The 20,034-nt window shown below is 62.3% G+C and carries 13 protein-coding genes; 2 read left to right on the top strand and 11 right to left on the bottom strand.

Going from position 1 to position 20,034, the window contains the following annotated elements:
• Positions 1-11: 11 nt before the first annotated feature.
• The 3 genes from ACIPZF_RS24530 to ACIPZF_RS24520 form a co-directional block, all read right to left on the bottom strand.
• Positions 12-482 carry a hypothetical protein gene (locus ACIPZF_RS24530; RefSeq protein ID WP_039602828.1) on the bottom strand — a complete coding sequence of 157 codons (471 nt, stop codon included), beginning with the start codon at positions 480-482 and terminating at the stop codon, positions 12-14.
• A 361-nt stretch (positions 483-843) separates the two neighbouring features.
• Positions 844-1,038, bottom strand: a complete 195-nt coding sequence (locus tag ACIPZF_RS24525) for a hypothetical protein (RefSeq protein ID WP_400804259.1) — start codon at positions 1,036-1,038, stop codon at positions 844-846.
• A 183-nt stretch (positions 1,039-1,221) separates the two neighbouring features.
• Complete coding sequence (locus ACIPZF_RS24520) at positions 1,222-1,626, bottom strand: TraR/DksA C4-type zinc finger protein (RefSeq protein WP_027596552.1); 405 nt, start codon at positions 1,624-1,626, stop codon at positions 1,222-1,224.
• 331 nt (positions 1,627-1,957) lie between these two features.
• Between ACIPZF_RS24520 and ACIPZF_RS24515 the strand changes: the two genes are divergently transcribed.
• A complete protein-coding gene (locus ACIPZF_RS24515; RefSeq protein ID WP_400804256.1) occupies positions 1,958-6,514 on the top strand; it encodes a hypothetical protein in 4,557 nt (1,518 codons plus the stop codon).
• A 35-nt stretch (positions 6,515-6,549) separates the two neighbouring features.
• Here ACIPZF_RS24515 and ACIPZF_RS24510 read toward each other — a convergent pair whose 3' ends face one another.
• The 8 genes from ACIPZF_RS24510 to ACIPZF_RS24475 form a co-directional block, all read right to left on the bottom strand.
• Positions 6,550-7,323 (bottom strand): enoyl-CoA hydratase, encoded by a 774-nt coding sequence (locus ACIPZF_RS24510; protein WP_400804254.1) that lies wholly within the window; start codon positions 7,321-7,323, stop codon positions 6,550-6,552.
• 13 nt (positions 7,324-7,336) lie between these two features.
• Positions 7,337-8,464, bottom strand: a complete 1,128-nt coding sequence (locus ACIPZF_RS24505; protein ID WP_400804251.1) for an acyl-CoA dehydrogenase — start codon at positions 8,462-8,464, stop codon at positions 7,337-7,339.
• A gap of 8 nt (positions 8,465-8,472) precedes the next feature.
• Positions 8,473-9,666: an acetyl-CoA C-acyltransferase gene (locus tag ACIPZF_RS24500; protein ID WP_400804249.1), complete on the bottom strand. Its 1,194-nt coding sequence runs from the start codon at positions 9,664-9,666 to the stop codon at positions 8,473-8,475.
• A gap of 11 nt (positions 9,667-9,677) precedes the next feature.
• Complete coding sequence (locus ACIPZF_RS24495; RefSeq protein ID WP_400804247.1) at positions 9,678-10,445, bottom strand: SDR family NAD(P)-dependent oxidoreductase; 768 nt, start codon at positions 10,443-10,445, stop codon at positions 9,678-9,680.
• Positions 10,446-10,458: 13 nt separating this feature from the next.
• Positions 10,459-12,105 (bottom strand): AMP-binding protein, encoded by a 1,647-nt coding sequence (locus ACIPZF_RS24490; protein WP_400804244.1) that lies wholly within the window; start codon positions 12,103-12,105, stop codon positions 10,459-10,461.
• Positions 12,106-12,243: 138 nt separating this feature from the next.
• Complete coding sequence (locus ACIPZF_RS24485; RefSeq protein ID WP_400804242.1) at positions 12,244-16,776, bottom strand: NEL-type E3 ubiquitin ligase domain-containing protein; 4,533 nt, start codon at positions 16,774-16,776, stop codon at positions 12,244-12,246.
• A gap of 65 nt (positions 16,777-16,841) precedes the next feature.
• Positions 16,842-17,879: an AraC family transcriptional regulator gene (locus tag ACIPZF_RS24480; RefSeq protein ID WP_400804240.1), complete on the bottom strand. Its 1,038-nt coding sequence runs from the start codon at positions 17,877-17,879 to the stop codon at positions 16,842-16,844.
• Positions 17,880-17,942: 63 nt separating this feature from the next.
• Positions 17,943-18,806, bottom strand: a complete 864-nt coding sequence (locus ACIPZF_RS24475; RefSeq protein ID WP_400804238.1) for a LysR substrate-binding domain-containing protein — start codon at positions 18,804-18,806, stop codon at positions 17,943-17,945.
• 112 nt (positions 18,807-18,918) lie between these two features.
• Between ACIPZF_RS24475 and ACIPZF_RS24470 the strand changes: the two genes are divergently transcribed.
• Positions 18,919-20,025: a 2-aminoethylphosphonate--pyruvate transaminase gene (locus ACIPZF_RS24470; RefSeq protein ID WP_400804235.1), complete on the top strand. Its 1,107-nt coding sequence runs from the start codon at positions 18,919-18,921 to the stop codon at positions 20,023-20,025.
• The last annotated feature ends 9 nt before the right edge of the window (positions 20,026-20,034 follow it).

Genomic DNA, 20,034 nt, shown 5'->3' with positions numbered 1-20,034 from the left:
TTTCAGGTCGATCATTCACTGGCCTTGAAGGTGGTCAGCTCGCCCTTGCGCCACTTCGCTACTTTGCCAGTCACGGCCTTGAGCAATTTGCCCAGGCCCTCCTGCACTTGCTGTTGAGCGGCGAACACCAACATGACACCTTGCCCCTCGCGAAACACGATTCCCTCACCTTCGGGCACCGACACGAACGCGTAGTCACCTACACCATACACATTCAACTTGATCTCGCGAAAGCGCATTTCCAGTTTGCCGCCTTCTCGGCTGGGCAACACGGCCGCGCGAAAATGATCGCCGACCTTCAACTCCAAGCGCTGCTTGTCATCGACCACCAAGGCACTCTCGGTATCGATCTCGGCCATATACAGGCCCTCAGGGTTCTGTTCGGTGACATACACGAAACGGCCCTGAAACAGCTTGGCCAACTTTCCACGCAAGTCACCCAGGGCGAACAGGGCGTGGGTATCCAGAGTACTGACTGCCAATGACGTAATCCTCAAACCGGTGGCATCCGCTCTCACGCGCAATCGGTGAGACACGGTCATTTCAATTCGATAGGCGCAAAGAGTAATAGTGCGACGAGCCATACGTCTCTGCCTGCTGCCGACGGAGCTTGCGGGAAAATTTACTCACACTCGCCAGACTTAACCTATACAACGGCGTTAGACACATTCCCGATAGGTATGCGCACTGTCTTACAACTCATCGCCAGGAAGATGTGATAGATATCGGCAGCACCTGCGGAAACGGGCCGAGAAAATCCATCAGCGTATGACTAAGGAAGAAATATGCACGAAAACACTGAAATCCGTCGAGAGGCAATCAGCATTTCTTGACGAGCAATGCTCAGGCAACCTGCCCCGCTTTCAATTGCTGCAACCAATCAGCCTGACACTCAAGCGCTTCGCCTCGTGTGGCAAATGCAGTTCCCCGACGCTCGCCATCGACCAGCACCACCCAACATACCCGTCGGCCCATCGCCTGTAGAGATGGGGGTAAGCTTGAGCCAATCATCACGGCGACATCCACCCGGCAATCCATCACTCTCTCCGACCATTAATTAGCAAGCTAACGATATAGCTATCATACCTCTGTCAAAACTCAGAAAACAGCCGACATCGGTAGAGGAGACTTGCACTAACTGCAACAAATCTGGTCATGCTCAGGGCCAAGAAACGCAAAAAGCCCCTGGGATCGCTCCGAGGGGCCTGGCACCTGGCGCTATCAGACCTGTCGCTGGTGGCGATCGAGCTGTTCGTGGCGCTCCTGGGCTTCAATGCAGTACTTAGTGGTCGGGCTGATCAGCAGACGCTTCAGGCCAATCGGCTCACCGCTGTCGTCGCACCAGCCGAAGCTTTCGTCGGCAATGCGGTCCAGGGCCATTTCCAGCTGAGGCAGCAAGCGCTGGTCGCGGTCAATTGCGTTGACCAGCCAACTGCGCTCTTCCTCGACCGAAGCCACGTCGGCAGGGTCCGACGGGGTGTCCAGGCCTTCGATGGTGGCACGGCTCAGCTCGATGCGCTCATGGGTTTCGACTTTCATCGACTGCAGCAGGCCCGTGAAGAAGGCCAGTTGATCAGCGTTCATGTAGTCATCGGCCGACATGGCCAGCAACTGTTCCTTGGTCATCGATTTCTCTATGAAAAAATGTGCATTTGGGGCGATTCGGGTGTCGCCGACGCCTCGGCATCGGTAACAGAATTTTTCAAGCGCCAAGCGGCACTCTTTTACAGGGGGCGGCAGTCTAAGGCGCCGCGCGGCAACGGGCAATACATAACACCGAGGAATTGGCTGAAAGTGCGAGGAATCCGCCCATTGGTGCCAATTGGCAATAGGCTGCAACACCTGCCGCATCCACGCCGGGCCAGGCAAGCCACGGGCCGTCGACGTGGTAACCCGCTAACGCCCGCCGAGCCGCTAGAGGTCGTTTGATTGCATCTTTCACCTCCCGGTACAGGCCATGAGAGACAGTTCCCTGCAACGCTTCCCCCGCTCCAACACCCTGAACTGTAAAGTTGCGCGACGCTTCGTTGACCGACCCGCACTGCTGGACACCGCCGATGAAATCCTCGCAGAGCTATGGGCGCAATACCTTCCGAACGATGGGCATAACCCGCTTGAGCTCTATCTGGCCAGTCATCAGGCAAATGCGGGCAACACCTGGACGCGCCCACTCTCGCAAGTACTCGTGGAACGTTACTGCCAGCGCACTACGCTCAATCTCACCGACGGTATCGACTACCTCACCACCCATGTGGATGCAGATCCTGCATGGCGTATCGATATCGACCTGCACGTTATCGAAACGTTGATCAACGACGCGGCGCCGTTGCTGGTCGATGCCTTCAAACAAACCCTGACGAGCTACTGGAGCCGCTTCGATACCAGTGGCACAACCCCTTGGGGTTGGTACGCGCAGTTTATGAAAAAACAACTGCACGCTGCGATCGAAAGTCACCGCAACGCCGGTACCCTGAGTGGATTCGCCCTGGCGGCCGCAGGGGTGGTGCATAGCCATCCTGACGCTACCGCGCGCAGTGCCTGGGAGAACACCCTCGGTCTGCAGGTCTCGCACCTTGTCGTGGATCTTTCGGCGGTTGGCATCCTCGACCCCGATCTGTCCAGCGCGTTGCTCATTGAACACGCCGATGGAAATCCAGATCGCGACCTCACTCTTCTTTATACCCTCAATGGCAAGCTGCACAGCTTCGACTCTCGGCAGCGTCTGCTTGAAAGCATCGCGCGCTACTGGCCAGACCGCTCAGATAAAGCGAGCAACACAGTGACCATCGCGGCCATTGCCGGGGACGCTTTCGAAACCCAGGCGCTGGGCCTGCTTGACCAGCAGTTGGGGGTTATCGATTATCTCGCCCAGTTGTACCAGTCCAGGCTGGGAGCACTCAACATGAACCTGGAGCTGGACCGGCTGACCTCGGCGCTCAACCTTTGTAGCGACGCCGAAGCGGTCCAACGCAATGTACTGACGGAACAACTGCCAAGTTGGCTGCGCAATGCTCACGGCGGCCCTTTGATGCGCTACAGCAACCTGCTGCTGGATGTCGCCCAGGCTTACCAGAACGCGGACGGCAAATTTTGGCTTGACGGCATCGACGACGCCGAGAATTTCAGCTATCGCCAGCTGACCGCCCGCTTCGACGCAGACTACCCTGGCAATTCGCTGAACGTTCGGCAAGTCAGGGTCATCAATTACCAAACCACCGCCACCGCCGCGGCTGGCCAGGGTACGATCGTCACGTCCGGCGAGGTAACCACGGTCACCTACACCCTGTCGCAACTGGCGATCGGCAATCTCGGCCTGCTCAAACCAGGGCGAGTGGCGTTGCAGTCTGCCGCCGCTGAACCGTTGCCCGCCTGGCTGGACGAGCACTACCTACGCGCCGTGATCAGTGAGCTGGACATCGGCGCCAGCTACCCTGCCATGCTCCGCCGCGAGCTTCTGGCAGACTCGCCTCAGCACTTGACGCGCCAGCGCTTGCTGGTCGAACAGTTGCAAAATCAACTGCCAGCCCTGGCACAGGAGCTGTACTTGCGTGGTGCTCTTCCCGATGAGAGCGGCGCCGAGCACATTGCCGAGGTCTTCTCCGCGTCCGCCGACGACGAAGCTGGCCAGCATTGGATCATGCGCCCGCTAGGTTTCATCAAAGCGCCCGGCTCGACAATCGATCACCCGCGCAATACCTGGCTGATCGAGCCCCAGGCGCCGCTTGCCGAGACTTGCCTGCTGTATCGTCCGTTGCATGCTGATACCTTGCTGCAGTTCAAGGACCGAATGGCGTTGTTCGACGCAATCAGTACCCCTGGCAAACTGCAGGACGATCTGCTGCAACGCCTGCCTGAACAAGACCGGCGGTTTTACGCCCACGGCGGCTTTCTTGAACCTCATCTGTTCGTAATTCTGACCGACACCAGCGCCGTCCCGTTCGGCGCCCCTGCCCCGGTGCAACTGGCCCTGGAGGCGCCCGTCAGCGATCCAGGCGAAGCGCTCTACCGGGCCTGTGTCGAGGAGTCGATCCACAATTTCGAGGACCGTGCTGCAACCACTGCGCAAACCCGTTGGGAGCGCTGGAAGGCGTTGGGCTGGTTGCTGTTCAACACCTTGCTGCCTTTGGCAGGCCCCTCGTGGAGCAGGGTCGCGTGGCTGGCTCAAATGGAGGTGGCGCTTAACGAGTATGTCGACTCAGATGCCAGCACCCAGCCAACCGGGGACCGACTGGCGCTGGTCAACCTGCTGGTCAATATCACCCTGTTGCTGTTTTCCCATTCAACGTTCCGTTTTCGCGTAGAGGCGGGTGAACCGCCGGCGTTCCCCGGCCCAGACATTGCCGTGCAAACGGATCGGCAGCCTGCCCCGGTGCCCCCGGCGGTAAAAAGTGCCGCTGCCAGCCAGATCGAATTCGGCTGGTCGGGTCCGAGGCAACGTTTGTCATTCGGCCAGCGCAAGGCAATGCACGATCTGCTTGCCCACATCACAGTCGACACGCTTGGTAGCGCAATACCCGCCGGGCCTTGGCGAGGGATGTATCTGCACGACGACAAGATGTATGCCCGATTGGATGACGAGGTGTATGAAGCGGTCGTCGACCTGTCACGAGACCAGCCGCGCATCGTGGCACCGCACCGCGCACTCGGCCCTTGGCTGCGCCGGGATGAGGTGGGCCGGTGGGTCGTGGACTTGCGTTTGCAACTCAAGGGCGGTATGCCGTTGTCCGGGCGCATTCGCGATCTGCAGCTGGACAGGGCGAATACCTTGAAATCCGTCGAGGACCGCATACAGGCTGACAAAAACGCCTTCACTGCCACTATCAAGCAGCAGACGACCATTGAAAGCCTGGTGTCCGCGATCCCTGATGATGCCAACCTGCAAAAGTATCAGGACAAGATCAACGTCCTTTCCACTTTCTGGACCACGCACATCGAGCATCTGAAAACTCGCAACGCCCTGGAGCCGATCAAGAATTTCAAGACGTTCCATGCCTATGCCCTCTATCAAGACAGCTATTGCCAACGCGTGCTGCGCAAGATCCTGCACATGCGCTACCAACCTGAACGAGACCAGTTGCTGCAACTGGTGAATGAGCAATCGCAAGGCGAAGCGCTTTCGGATGATGACGTCCGTATCGCCGCCACGCGTCTGGACCGGCTGGTACCGCTGATCGAGGCGATGATCGATAACAATGTCCATCTGCGCCAGTGCCAGCAAGGGCTTGGCAAACTGGCGACGCCACAACAACCGCAAATATTGGAGTGGCGCAATCTGGCCAACCAGATGCCGGCAACGGTGGAGCGCGATCTGAACTTGCGATGCCTGCGCATCGAAGGGCTGGTCAACCGTGTGTCCCTCCTTCACCAGTTATCCGATGAGGCAGGGCATTGGCGCGACCGATTCTGGAGCACCTTGCAACTGGCCATCGCTCAGCGTAGCAAGCTGCTGAAAATGGGCGATATCGACCAGGAAGTCAGCGCAAGAGTATTACGCAGCATCCTCGAACAGTTTGAAGCCGCCGCTCGCAACTTGAACCATTTTGTCGAGCACATCGAAGCAGACTCGGCGTTGCAAACCAGTCAGCAACTCCAAGAGCAGCTGGACTGGCTGTTGTCACGCGCCCGTGAGGATGTCGCCGAGCTACCGGACTACCCGCCCGTGAGCACGTTCCAGCAACTGCGCAACAAAGTCCCCGGGTTGATCGAAACCACCGAGCAAGGGCTACTGCTGGCCGAGCCACACAGCGACGACCCCAGCACCTACGTTATCGAAGGCCCCGACAGCAAAACGCCCTCTCGCACGTACCATTTCGCCAAAGGCGAGTATGTCGAAAGCAAGCCCGCCACTACCCAGCGCCTGCCTACGGCGCGCAGCCTCAAACGCTTGCTCAAGGGCAGCGATCGACTGATGAAGGAGGCCCGTGAAAAGGTCGCCAGCCTGCACAAAGCCATTACCCGCTACTGGCCAGGCGACCTTGAGAACCTGGTGCTCGACCAGCGCACGCGGCTGCTCAACGAAGTCGAAGCCATCGAATCGCGCCTGACCGCCGACAACGAAACGGACGAAGCCCAGGTCGGCAAGGATGCCGAGCTGGTCGCGCGTAACTTGCGCCTGCTGGCCGATGAATTTCAGCGGCAAGCCACGCAGATGCGTATCGCTGCGGCGCTCGCGCAGCCGCCACGCATGGGCGACGTGATGTTTCTGCTGGAACAGCGACAAATCCAGATCAGCCCGGTGGGCAGCCGAACGCGGTTGGCCAGGGTCAAAGGCCGGCCAGCGGACTTTCTCGACGAATACGTCATCGACTACCAGGGCCAGGCGCAGTGGTACGCCCACTTTCACTATCCAGCGATGAACACAGGCAAGGTCGACTTTACCGCTGGCCACCTCAAAACCACCGCGCAACGCTTCATGCGAGGTCAACGTTACACAGACAGCAGCGGCCACACGGTCGAGGTGTACCGCGCACCGATCACCGGGGCAAAAGCCGCTGAGTATTTTTTCAATCTCTGAGCCGAAGGGCGCGGCCGCTGCCGCGCCCTTGCCCATCAACGATCCTTGAACTGAGCCTCGCGCTTGGCGATGAAGGCTGCCATGCCTTCTTTCTGATCCTCGGTGGCGAATGCGGCGTGGAACACCCGGCGCTCGAAGCGCACCCCTTCGCTCAATGTCACTTCGAAGGCGCGATTGACGCTCTCCTTCACCATCATGCTCACAGGGATCGATTTACTGGCAATGGTGGCCGCCACCTTCAAGGCTTCTTCAAGCAGTTCTGCCTGCGGTACCACGCGCGCCACCAGGCCAGCACGCTCCGCCTCTTCGGCGCCCATCAAACGGCCGGTCAGACACAACTCCATGGCCTTGGCCTTGCCCACCGCCCGGGTCAGGCGCTGGGTGCCGCCCATACCCGGCAGCACGCCCAGGTTGATCTCCGGTTGGCCGAACTTGGCGTTGTCGGCGGCGAGGATGAAGTCGCACATCATCGCCAGCTCGCAGCCACCGCCCAGGGCAAAGCCGGAAACCGCCGCGATGATCGGCTTGCGACGGTTGGCGACACGGTCGGCGTCGCTGAACAGATCGTCCACGTAGATCTGCGGATACTGCAGCTCGGCCATTTCCTTGATGTCGGCGCCTGCGGCAAAAGCCTTGGCCGAGCCGGTCAGCACCACGCAGCCGATGTTGGGGTCGCGTTCGAGTTGATCCAACGCCTGATTGATCTCGCTGACGATCTGCGCGTTCAACGCATTGAGCGCCTGTGGACGGTTGAGGGTAATCAGGCCAACCTTGCCGTGGATGTCCAACAGGATGGTTTCGAATGCCATGCAGTCTGCTCCTTCAAAGATTGCGCGCAATGACCATGCGCTGAATATCGCTGGTGCCTTCATAGATCTGGCAGACCCGCACGTCGCGGTAGATCCGCTCCAGCGGGAAGTCGCTCAGATAGCCATATCCGCCCAGGGTCTGCAAGGCATCCGAACAGACCTTTTCGGCCATTTCCGAGGCAAACAGCTTGGCCATCGACGCCTCCACCAGCGCCGGGCGCCCGGCATCGCGCAGTGCGGCGGCATGCAGCACCATCTGCCGGGCCACGGCAATTTTCGTGGCCATGTCTGCCAGGCGGAAGGCCACGGCCTGGTGTTCGATCAAAGCCTTGCCGAAACTGTGCCGCTCTCTGGCGTAATCGCGGGCCACTTCAAAGGCAGCACGGGCCATGCCCACGGCCTGCGAGGCGATCCCGATGCGCCCGCCTTCAAGGTTGGCCAGGGCGATCTTGTAGCCTTCGCCCTCCTCGCCCAAACGGTTGGCCACAGGCACCCGCACGTCATCGAAGACAATCTGACAGGTGTCGGAGGCATGCTGCCCGAGTTTGTCCTCTACCCGCGCCACCTGATAACCCGGCGAATCAGTGGCTACGATAAACGCGCTGATGCCACGTTTGCCGGCGTCGGGATCGGTAACGGCGAACACGATGACCACCCCGGCGTTCTGGCCGGAGGTGATGAACTGCTTGCTGCCACTGAGCACGTAGTGGTCGCCATCCCGACGCGCACGGGTCTTGAGGCTGCTGGCATCGGAACCGGCCTGGGGTTCGGTCAGGGCAAAAGCACCGAGCATCTCCCCACTGGCGAGGGGGGCCAGGAACGTCTGCTTCTGCACTTCGCTGCCGAATTTGAGGATCGGCACGCAGCCTACCGAGTTATGCACGCTCATGATGGTCGAGCAGGCGCCGTCACCCGCAGCGATCTCTTCGAGCGCCATGGCGTAGGCCACATACCCGGTGTCACTGCCGCCGTACTGTTCCGGCACCAGCATGCCGAACAGGCCGAGCTCGGCCATTTCCTCGATGGCCTCTTTGGGAAAGCGATGCGCCTTGTCCCACTGTTCGGCAAATGGCTTGAGCCGCTCCTGGGCAAAGCTGCGCACCGCGTCGGCGATCTGTTGTTGCTCGTCAGTTACCAGCATGGTTCACCTCAGTACAGGCATTCGACAGCCATGGCCGTGGCTTCGCCACCGCCGATGCAGATGGCCGCCACGCCACGGCGCAGGTTGTTCTGGCGCAGGGCCGACAGCAGGGTCACCAGGATGCGCGCGCCCGAGGCGCCGATGGGGTGGCCCAGGGCGCAAGCGCCGCCATGGATGTTGACTTTGTCATGGGGCAAGTCGAGGTGTTTCATGGCCGCCAGCGTGACCACGGCGAAGGCCTCGTTGATCTCGAACAGGTCAACTTCGCCCAGGTTCCAGCCGGTGCGCTTCATCAGCTTGTCGATGGCACCGATTGGCGCGGTGGGGAACAGCGCCGGGGTGTCGGCGAACGCCGCATGGCCGTGGATCAGCGCCAACGGCTTGAGGCTACGCTTGTCGGCTTCGGAGCGGCGCATCAACACCAAGGCGGCTGCACCGTCGGAGATCGAGCTGGAGTTGGCCGCCGTTACCGTCCCGCCCTCGCGGAAGGCCGGCTTGAGCTGGGGAATCTTGTCCAGACGCGCCTTGGGCGGCTGTTCATCATCCTTGATAACGCGTTTTTCCTTGCCTTCAGTTACCTCCACCGGAACGATTTCAGCGGCGAAACGACCGCTTCGGATCGCTTCCTGAGCACGGGTCAGCGAGGTGATGGCGAACTGGTCCTGCGCTTCGCGGCTGAAAGCATGGGCCTGGGCGCAGTCCTCGGCGAAAGTGCCCATCAGGCGGCCTTTGTCGTAGGCGTCTTCCAGGCCGTCCATGAACATATGGTCGATGATCTTGCCATGGCCCATGCGGTATCCGCCACGGGCCTTGTCCAGCAGGTAAGGCGCATTGCTCATGCTTTCCATGCCACCGGCCACCACCACGTCAGCGCTGCCGGCCAGCAGCAGGTCATGGGCCATGATCGCCGCCTGCATGCCCGAGCCGCACATCTTGTTCAGGGTGGTGCAGGTGGTGTGCTTGTCCAGCCCGGCGCCCAGCGCCGCCTGGCGCGCCGGGGCCTGGCCCTGGCCGGCCGGCAATACGCAGCCGAACAGCACCTGTTCGACGCTCGAAGCATCGATGCCGGCACGCTCTACCGCAGCGCGAATGGCCGCGCTGCCCAGTTGCGGCGCGGTCAGGCTCTTGAGGTCGCCCTGCAGGCCACCCATGGGCGTGCGCACAGCGCTGACGATGACGATGGGGTCGTTGATGAGGCTCATGTGCGATCTCCTTACTTGGCAGCCATGCGCAGCGCGCCGTCGAGGCGGATCACCTCGCCGTTGAGCATGCTGTTCTCGATGATGTGTCGGGCCAGCGCGGCGTATTCCTGCGGGCGCCCCAGGCGCGGTGGGAACGGCACGCCGGCCGACAGCGAAGCGCGAACCTCATCGCTCATCCCGGCCATCATCGGCGTCTCGAAAATACCCGGGGCGATGGTCATCACGCGGATGCCGAAGCGCGCAAGCTCCCGGGCGGCCGGCAAGGTCAGGCTGGCAATGGCACCCTTGGAGGCAGCATAGGCGGCTTGGCCAATCTGCCCATCATAGGCGGCGATCGAAGCGGTGTTGATGATCACCCCCCGCTCGCCACCTTCATCGGCCGGCCCTTCTGCCATGGCCGCTGCCGCCAGGCGCAGGAGGTTGAAGCTGCCGACCAGGTTGACGTTGATGACCTTGGCGAAACTGGCCAAACCATGTGGGCCTTGCTTGCCCAGCACTTTCTCGGCACCGACGATACCGGCGCAGTTGACCAGCCCGTGCAGGCTGCCAAAGGCCGTGACGGCTGCATCGACCGCAGCCTGCGCGGCCTGCTCGTCACTGATGTCGGCCACCGCGAATCGGGCATTGTCCCCCAGCTCGCGTGCCTTGGCCTCGACAGCCTGGGCATTGAGGTCGACCAGCATGACCTTGGCGCCGGCCTCGATCAGCATCTGTGCGGTGGCGGCGCCCAAGCCGGAAGCGGCGCCGCTGACGATGAAGTGTTTGTTGGCTATGTGCATGATCGTTTCCCTTTCAGGCGCTGGCAGGGGTGGCCTGCTGCGCGTGTTGTTTGGCGACTTCCTGGTTGCGCAGGATGAAGCGTTGCAGCTTGCCGCTCGGGGTCTTGGGCAGCTCGCTGACGAATTCGATTTCTCTAGGATAGGCATGCGCGTACAGCCGCTGGCGCACGTGCTGGCGCAAGCTTTCCTCCAGCGCTTGGCTACCTGGGTAATCCTTGGCCAACACCACGAAGGCCTTGATCAGTTCGGTGCGCTCCGGGTCCGGCTTGCCGATCACCGCCGCCTCGATCACCGCCGGGTGCTCGATCAGCGCGCTTTCCACGTCGAATGGGCCGACCCGGTAACCGGAGGTGGTGATCACATCGTCACTGCGGCCAACGAAACTGATGCTGCCGTCCTCGTTCAACTCGACGGTGTCGCCACTGAGGTAGTACTTGCCGACGAAAGCCTTGGTCGGCACGCCGTGGTAGCCGCCGAACCAACATAAGGGTGACTGCTCACGGTCGACGGCGAGGATGCCCGGCTGGCCAGCCGGCAGCTCCTGGGCCTGCTCGTCCAGCACCACGATGCGATGGCCGGGGATGGCAAAGCCGGCGGAGCCCAGGCGCACTGGATGCTCCAGGCCATGATGGTTGCACAGGACCATGCCCAGTTCGGTCTGGCCATAATGGTCGTGAATACTCACGCCCAGCTCCTCGGCAAACCAGCGAATCACCTGCGGGTTGAGGGGCTCGCCGGCGCTGCTGACCACCCGCAAACGGCCCTTGATCGGGGCCGAGAACTGCTCGCCAGCGGCAATCAGCAGGCGGTACGCGGTGGGCGAGCCGGCAAGGTTGGTGATGCCCAACGTATCAATCAAGCGCGCGCAGCTTTCGACGCTGAACGGGCCATCGTAAAAGGTGGTGGCATGCCCCAGCGACAACGGGCCGGTCACGGCGTAGTACAGGCCATAGGCCCACCCTGGGTCGGCCAGGTTCCAGAAGTTGTCTTCGGGGCGCAGATCGATGGCCTCGCGCATGTAGCCCTGGAAGGCAACGATGGCGCGCAGCGGAACTTCCAACGGTTTGGCAGGCCCCGTGGTACCTGAAGTGAACATCAGCAGGAACGGGTCGTCGCCCGAACGCATTACCGGCTCACAGACATCCGCCGCGCTTGCAAGGCACTGTTGAAAATCCAGTTCGCCGTTGCCGGCGTTGACCGTAATGATCGTCGGGCAAACAGGCAGCTCGTCCAGCTTGGTGCGGTTATGACTGTCGGTGACAACCACGCGGGCATGGGACTGTTCCAGGCGATGCTCGATGGCCTTGGGCCCGAAGGCGGTGAACAAGGGTTGGTACACCGCCCCGAGGCGCCAGGTGGCGAGGATGGTGATCAACAGCTCCGGCGTGCGCGGCAGCAGCCCCGCTACCCGATCGCCGGGAGCCACGCCTTGGGCCCTGAGCACATTGGCGAAGCGGGCCACCAGCGGTTGCAGTTGATCGAAGCTGTACTGTGCGCTGCTGCCCTCACGGTCTACATGGCGCAGTGCCAGCCTGGCGCCGCCCACATGGCGATCACAACACTCGACACAGGCATTGAGCGCTTCGAGATTGCCATGCAGCGCCGCAGCAGCGGCCTTGCCATGGTCGAACAGACGAACGGCCTCGGCGTAATCACGCATCGTCGGACTCCTGGTTTGTTGTTTTTGGAGTTAACCATCGGTCCGACGATGTTCGCGCTGCCCAGCGCTGGCGACAATGGCCAAAGCTGTCAATCTGGATGACCGGTTTGGCCGCTGCCGGTGATTGAACGGCCTGCCTCAGCCTGGGTGGGCCACCTCACGGCCTAGTGCTTCCTGGGTCAGTAGCAGCGCCAGTGCCTGCAACCGGCCATCGCGCTCGATGCGCAGCTCGTTCCAGCGTTGCCGATAAGCTTCACTGGACAACTCGCCCTGCTGCCCGTCCAGTTCGCTGCCCCGATTGGCGAAGTTTTCCTCGATGGCCGCAAAGGCTCGTGGATGCTCCGCGCGCAGATAACTCAACCAGAATTCGCGCTGACTGATGCTGCGCGCCAACGCCCGAGTAGCTTCGGCCGCGCGAACCCGTTGCACTGCTTGTTGCAATTGCGTGTTGGAGACGCGGGCAAGGCTCTCGAACTGCATGTGCCGTGGTTGCAGCGGCAAGTCCAACTCGGTTGCCAGGTGCACCCGGTAGTGCAGGTCGATCTCGATTTCATCGATTTGGGCTCGGGCACTCGCATAGTCGGGAGCGTCGGCTGGCGGTAACTGCGCGATGCGCTCGGCTATATCGCCACGGGCATAGCGACCCAGCTCATCCAGTCTAAACAGCCGGCGACCCAGGCCAAGCAGTTGCATGCCACGCGCATCGCCCGCACCGTTGCCGTCTGCCTGGTGGATCAACATGAGCACCTGGAGGTCGCTGAAGCGGGCCGCTGCACTGTCCACGCAGGTAACCTCCACCCGCGCACGATCGAAGACTTGCAGGCGCAACACCTCGTCCGTATCGATGGCGCGCAACAGCGCCCAGACTTGATCCCCCAGGTGACCGGCGGCCACTCGATACTCTTGAGTGTGCTCAAGGTCATCCAGCAATTCAAACAGGCCATCCCCCTCTGGCATCGCCGACAACCTGTCCCAGGCCTGCAAATTCGCATCGCGTGCTGCCTCTGCCCCCCTCTCAAGCCAGCGGCTACGAAGTTGCACAGCGTCGGGCAACAGGGCCGGCGGCGGCGCAACGGCCTCATGCGGATGCGGGCGATCGGCGTAAAATCGATCCCGTTCAACCGTGCTGATCGGGTTGTCGGCGATCTGGAAGGACCGGCGATAGGCTGGCGGCATCTGCATGACGCTGTCGGGTATCCGGGCAATCTGGTTTTGACGAAGATCGGCACTGTCGAGGAAACCACAGATTTCCAGCCCTTCCGGCCACGTCAGCAGGCCGCAACGACGCAACCTGATCGACCTCAGTTGTGGCAGCTGATTGAAGCGCATGACGACCGAGCCCAGCGGATTGAAGCTCAGGTCCAGGTATCTCAGGGCGTTCAGGCGTGCCAACGATTGAACACCGTCCAGGTCCAGGCGAATCCGGTTGCCGGCCAGGCGAAGTTCGGTCAGCTGGCCGAGCCGGCCCAGCCCGGCAGGAAGACGCAACAGCAGATTGTGATTGAGGCTCAAGCGGCGCAACGCACTGAACCCGTTCAAGAATGTCGTCGGTAGGCCGTCCACCTGCAAGCCGCCCAGGTTCAACTCGCTCACATCACCAAAATCTGCCTGGGCCGGCAGTTCAGGCAATGTTCGCAGCGGCAGGCCGCTGAGGTCCAGGCGCGCACCATCCACAGCGCCGTCCGCGCTCTGGGCCCGCTCGCCCTGCATACGCCAGGCACGCCGCATCAGCCCAGCCGTGAGCTGGCGCACCCCCCGCCGCCTATCGTTCAGTTCGGCACTGGCCCAGCGGTTGAGTGACACGTCGATTTGATGGTACTGGGTTTCCAAGCGGAGCAGGTTCTCGAAGGGCGAGCCGGGCAGCAGCAGTAGCCGGTGCAAGAAACTGTCGACCTGCGCCTCGCTCAAGCCCCAGAACAGTTCGCGGATGCGGTCGCGCAGGGTCCATTCGACCGCGCGTTGGCCGCTGCCGCGGCCGCTGAGCGGGTATCCGATACGGCCATTCGACAACCGCTGCGGCGCCACTGAACGGGGGTTGCTTGGGCGCCAGCCAAGCAGGATGCACAGGTCGGTCCGCTTGCCTGGCAGGCGCGAAACAAGACGCGTGCGCAGCGCCTGCGCGGGGTTATCACCCGTCAGTTCCAGGCGCGCCAGTTCCTCCGGCGTCAGGCATGCAATGATGCCTTCGAAGAGCCCTCTGGGGGCGGCGACAGGGTTGTCGAGTTCAAGCCCCCGGTGATCGTACAGATGAAACTCGCCATCGCTGTACACCATGATCGTGGTAGCCTGCTCATCCACCTGAGGGTTGAGCAGCGCCACCCTGCGGCCGTTTTCAGTCCCCTGACGCAGCTCCAGATTCAGCCGACGGGGCCAATGCGGCAGGCGCGAAAGCATGGCCAGTACCAGCTCCCCGGTCTGATCACTGTAGCTGTTAGGCAAATAGAGCCCCTCGATGGCGCGACTCAGGCGCACCTGCAACAGCAGTTCACGTGCCTGGGTAGCCAGGCTCATGGGCAGGCGCTGCTCGAGTACAGCCAGGTCACGTTGAGCTTCGGCCACATCCTCGATCAACGCTGCCGCGTAGGCAGGCGGTAGGCCGGGGAAGTCGCGACGGACCAGTTCTCGCAGAGGGTCGGGTGCCAGCTCGGTCTCGGTCAGGTGCGACATCAGCTGCTCGCGCAGGGGCGCTTGAAGGGCCAGCACACGCTCGCGCAAGGCCTGCGCATCCAGCCCTTGCAGATCAGGCTGAGCCAAGCACCATCGCTGGATATCCTGGTCGTCGCTTGCCGGTACCTGGCGGTGCATCTGCTCGAAGAACGCCTCGATGCGGGCATCGGCTTGGAAACGGCGCAAGCTTTCACGCAGGTTGACCGGCGGCCGATGGCCGGCCACCAGCAACCCACGCAACTGGGCAGTGTCGGTTCCAGCAACCGCCAGCACTTCACCGGCTCGCTCGCTGCTCAAGGGCTCGCGCTGCGGCCAGAGCAGGTCAAGCAGGCGGGCGCTGTCGCGAATTTCCAATGGCCGCTCGTGACGCAAGCGCCAGCCCCGATCGCCATTGAACTCGACCTGCGGCCCGAATGCATCTTCGCGTCGTGCATGACGCAGGCGCCACGGGCCTTGCGCGTCGGGGCGATGCACCCGGTAGTAGCGCTCGCCAACACGAATGCACTGATGATCCCCTTCGGCGAACAGGCCATTGGCGCCCTGGGTGGTACTGACGGGCGTGATCTCGTATTCCTTCAAGTCGCGCTGCCACAGGCGTGGCTCGCCGCCTTCCAACGTGACCGGTTCGAGGCCATCGACAAAAGCGCTGCGTTGAAACCCACGCGCGACCAGCCCCGCCGCGGTGCCCACAGCGGCTGCCACTGCCAGCGCTTCGGCCACCCCGAGCATATGCTCCAATGCTTCGTGTTGATGCCCGTGGTACCAATCCACCGCGCCTTCATAGACTTCCGACAGCGTTTGCACCACGAACTGCCCCAGCAGAATCGCGCCGACAACCGGAATGAACATCCCGGCGAGGTTCAACAGCCCGAGGCCTGCGTCTTTCCATGCCTGCAACCTGTCTTTGGTCGCCTGCAGGTCGACGTCGCCAGTGGGCACCAGCAGCAGTCGGGCGTCATCCTTGACCCGTTTCACCTGCAGTGCCACCAAACGTTCGAAGACTTCGCCCTGGTCGGTCGCGGCATCCAGCTGAAGGTCCGGTACCGTGTCCTTCAAACGTGTTTCGAGGGTGCCCAGGAAGCTTGGCCGCGCTTTGAGTTCGACCAGCTGGCTGAAGTAGTTACGGTAGCTCTCCTGCCGCAAGGCTTCGGTCATCGCATCATTGAGGTCAGCCCAGGTTTCGAAGTATCGGAAGGCGTTCTTGGGGTCACTCGGCAAATACAGCACCACTCCGCTATCCTGCCCCTGCTCGTTACGCAGCTGGAAGGCCAGCGCGTCGCTGATCGGGCTGCCGAGTGCCGTCAATAGCCCGGGGTAGGCACGCAGGGTGTTTTCCGGGTGGGCCTGGATGACAGCGCGCAGCGCGGCCTCGGTTTCGCTGTCCAACTCGCCCTTGAGCGCGGCGATATCTATCGCCAACAGCAAACCGGCACGCTTGTCCTCCGCCAGTAACGTGCACGTAGCGGGTGTGAAGACCTGGTCCAGCAGCGCTTGATAACGTGCGCCTATATCCCAGCTGCGGCAGTCATCGGGCAGTTGCTGCGGATCACGCAGCAGCACAGCGTCACTATTGGGCAGGACCAGCCCGGAACCTGTGAGTACTTCGGCATCCTCATGGAAGTTCTGCATCAAGCGCAGCAGCGCCGGTTGGCGATCCTCAATCGGCCCATAGCTCGGCCAGTGCAAAACGGGCAGGTGAGCGAAGCCCCGCCGTACCTGTAACCAATGCAGCGCCTGCAGATCGGTACCCACCGGCAGGCGGTCAGCCAGCAAGCGGCCGAACTGCTCGGCAGCGAACTGTGGCAAAGGGATCAATGCCGCTGTTGCGGCACGCAGCGGACCCTGGCTGGCCTGGTGCCGCTTGAAACTGTCGCGCAGGCGATTGATCTGCGCCGGCTTGGCATTTTTCAGCCAATCAGGTAGCACGTATCCGATAAAGCTGTCGGTCGCCTTGCTGAGCTTGGCGCCAGCCGGACCTGGAGCGCTTGGGGAGTCCTTGGACATGTCTATTCCTTTGGGTGATGAAGACCCAAGCCTGAATGACAGCCCTTGCAGACAGCAGTTGGAAATCAGCCTCCCTCTGCGCCAACCTGCCCCTCGCGCGCCAAGGCGAATTGCCGGTATTGTCCTGGGTTGCAGCCGAACCACTTGCGAAACGCCTTGTAGAACGAACTGCCATCGGCAAAACCGAGGGCGGCGGCGATATCCTGCATGCTCAAGCGATCCTCGGCCAGCCAGGCGATCGCCAGTTCGCGGCGCACGCTGTCCTTGAGCCCCTGATAGGTCTGGCCTTCTTCAGCCAAGCGGCGGCGCAAGGTCGAGGCCGACAGGCACAAATGACGTGCCAGGCTGTCGGCATCAGGCCACTGGGTGGGTTCCAGCGCCAACAGATCGTGGCGGATTCGCCGCCCCAGGCTTGCCGGGTCACGATAGCGCACCAGGATATTGCCAGGGGCCTCGGCGAGAAAGCGCTGAAGGTCCAAGGCCGTGCGCCGCAGTGGCATGTCCAGGCTGTCGGCGGAGATGATCATGCGCGTGCGCGGGCGCTGAAACTGCAGATTCTCCGAGAACATCACCCGATAGTCGTCGCAGAACGGCGGTTCATCACAGCGCAGGTCGATGGCCATGATGGGGATGCGACGACCCGCGAGCCAACAGGCCACGCCGTGCACGATCATCCAGAAGGTGAAGTAGGTAAAGGCCCTGCGAGGTAGATCTCGCGGCTCATTGATGACGATTTCGGCAAGGCCTGGCTGACGTACCAGGCTGGGCTGGAGGTCTTCGAGCATCAGGCTGAGGAACTCCAGCGCGACCTCGAGGCCATCGGCCAAGGTCGGCTGCGCCATGGCCGCGCGGCAGAGCAAGGCCAGGCTTCCGCTGCGCAGACCTCGCGGGTCCATGGCAAAGAACTCGTCATTGCAGCGACGTGCCAACAGCCGCCACAACCGTGCATAGGCCTCGGCACTGACGCGCGCCTCGGGACGTGCGAGCTGGCTGGCATCGATGCCGGAACGCCCGAGCAGCACGGCATCGGCCGCGCCATCGGGGCATGTCTGCAGCAGCGCCTCACGCACCAACTGCATGGAAATGGTGTCTTTATCGCTCATCGACTACCCGCATTGCGCTGTGTCGGCCACCTTAGGCCGCGCGGTGAATATACCAGCCAAGGCTCATGCACCGACGGCCAGCCCGAGAAACGCCTGGATCAAACGCAACTCGCGACGCCGCTCCAGGCAGCCGACCATGTGCTGGTTGACCAGCCCGGCGCCGGCCAGCGGCCTTGCCACCACCCGCGGGTCATTGGCCACTTCGGTAGACGAAACCACGCCGATCCCCAGCTGCGACGCCACCGCCTCGGTCACCGCCTCGCGGCTGTCGAGCTCCAGCAGCACCCGCGGCTGAATGCCGGCGGCACTGCAGGCCTTGTCGAAGGTGCGCCGGGTGGTCGAGCTGGGCTCACGCAACACCATGATCTGCTGGTGCAGCTCGGCCAACGGTAGATCGCCTTGCCCCTGCGCCCAAGCGTGGCCCGCTGGCAGCAAGGCGCATAGATGCGACTGGCAAAGGCTCTGCAAATGCAGGCCCTTGCGCGGCTCGATCTCGGTCAGCACCGCCACGTCGGCATGCTCCGACAGCAGTGCGCCGAGGGTTTCCTGAGCATTGCCCAGGCGCAGATTGACGGTGATGCCCGGAAAGCGTTCGCGCAGTTGCGCCAGCATCGGCATGACCCGATGCGGGCCATCGGCCGCCACCTCCAGACGCCCGGTCAGCAACTGGCGGTTGGCTTCGAGCATGGCCTGGGCTTCTTCTGCCAGGCCGAACATGGCGCGGGTGATGGCCGCCAGCCGGGTCCCCTCCTCGGTCAGCTCGACCCGCCGTGCGGTGCGCCGCAGCAGGGTGATCTGGTAGTGCTCTTCCAGTGCCTTCACGTGCCCGGTGACCGCCGGCTGGCTGATGAACAGGCGCGCAGCGGCGCGGGTGAAACTGCCTTCGCGCGCGACGGCATCGAAGGCGCGCAGCTGGAAGAGATTCATATGTATCGGCCTGACTTATAGCTGAGATAACGACAAACAATTTGATTGATGACAGCGCGAATTGCAACCTAGGCCCCATAGTTTCAGCCCACCGCTTGTGAGGAAAAACGGAATGAGCAACGCCCCGATCCTGCTGACCCCTGGCCCCCTGACCACTTCACTGCGCACCCGCCAAGCCATGCTGGTGGACTGGGGCTCCTGGGACCGCGACTTCAACCAACTGACCGCCAGCGTCTGTGAACAGCTGCTGGCGATCATCGACGGCAACGCCAGCCACCACTGCGTGCCCCTGCAAGGCAGCGGCACCTTCGCCGTGGAAGCCGCCATCGGCACCCTGGTGCCACGTGATGGCAAGGTGCTGGTGCTGATCAACGGCGCCTACGGCCAGCGCCTGGCGAAAATCTGCAAAGTGCTGGGCCGCACATACAGCACCTTCGAAACCGCCGAAGATCAACCAACCACCAGCGCCGATGTCGACCGCCTGTTGGCCGCCGACCCTGCCATCACCCATGTGGCGCTGATCCACTGCGAAACCAGCACCGGTATTCTCAACCCGTTGCCGGAAATCGCCCAGGTGATCAAGCGCCACGGCAAACGCCTGATCATCGATGCCATGAGCTCGTTCGGCGCACTGCCTATCGATGCCCGCGAGATTCCCTTCGAAGCGCTGATCGCCGCTTCCGGCAAATGCCTGGAAGGCGTACCCGGCATGGGTTTCGTGTTCGCCGAGAAAACCGCCCTGGCCGCCGCTGAGGGCAACGCTCACTCGTTGGCCATGGACCTGCACGATCAGCATGCCTATATGGCCAAGACCGGCCAATGGCGTTTCACCCCACCGACCCACGTGGTCGCCGCTCTTCACGAAGCGCTGCAACAGTACAACGAGGAAGGCGGCCTGCCTGCCCGCCATCGACGCTACGCCGACAACTGCAAGACCCTGCTCGACGGCATGGCCGCGATTGGCCTGCGCAGCTTCCTGCCGGCCGAGATCCAGGCACCGATCATCGTCACCTTCCACGCACCCAACGATCCCCGTTACCAGTTCAAGGACTTCTACGAGCGCGTCAAGGCCAAGGGCTTCATCCTTTATCCGGGCAAGCTGACCCAGGTCGAGACCTTCCGCGTCGGCTGCATCGGCGTGGTCGGCCCGGACGGCATGCAGGCCGCCGTGAATGCCGTGGCCGACGTGCTGCGGGAAATGGAAGTGCTGGACATCTGACCCTTTGCC

The organism is Pseudomonas sp. NPDC089752 (assembly GCF_044748725.1).
Lineage (GTDB): Bacteria > Pseudomonadota > Gammaproteobacteria > Pseudomonadales > Pseudomonadaceae > Aquipseudomonas.
Note: the sequence above shows the minus strand (reverse complement) of the source record. Positions and strands in the feature narration are given on the sequence as shown.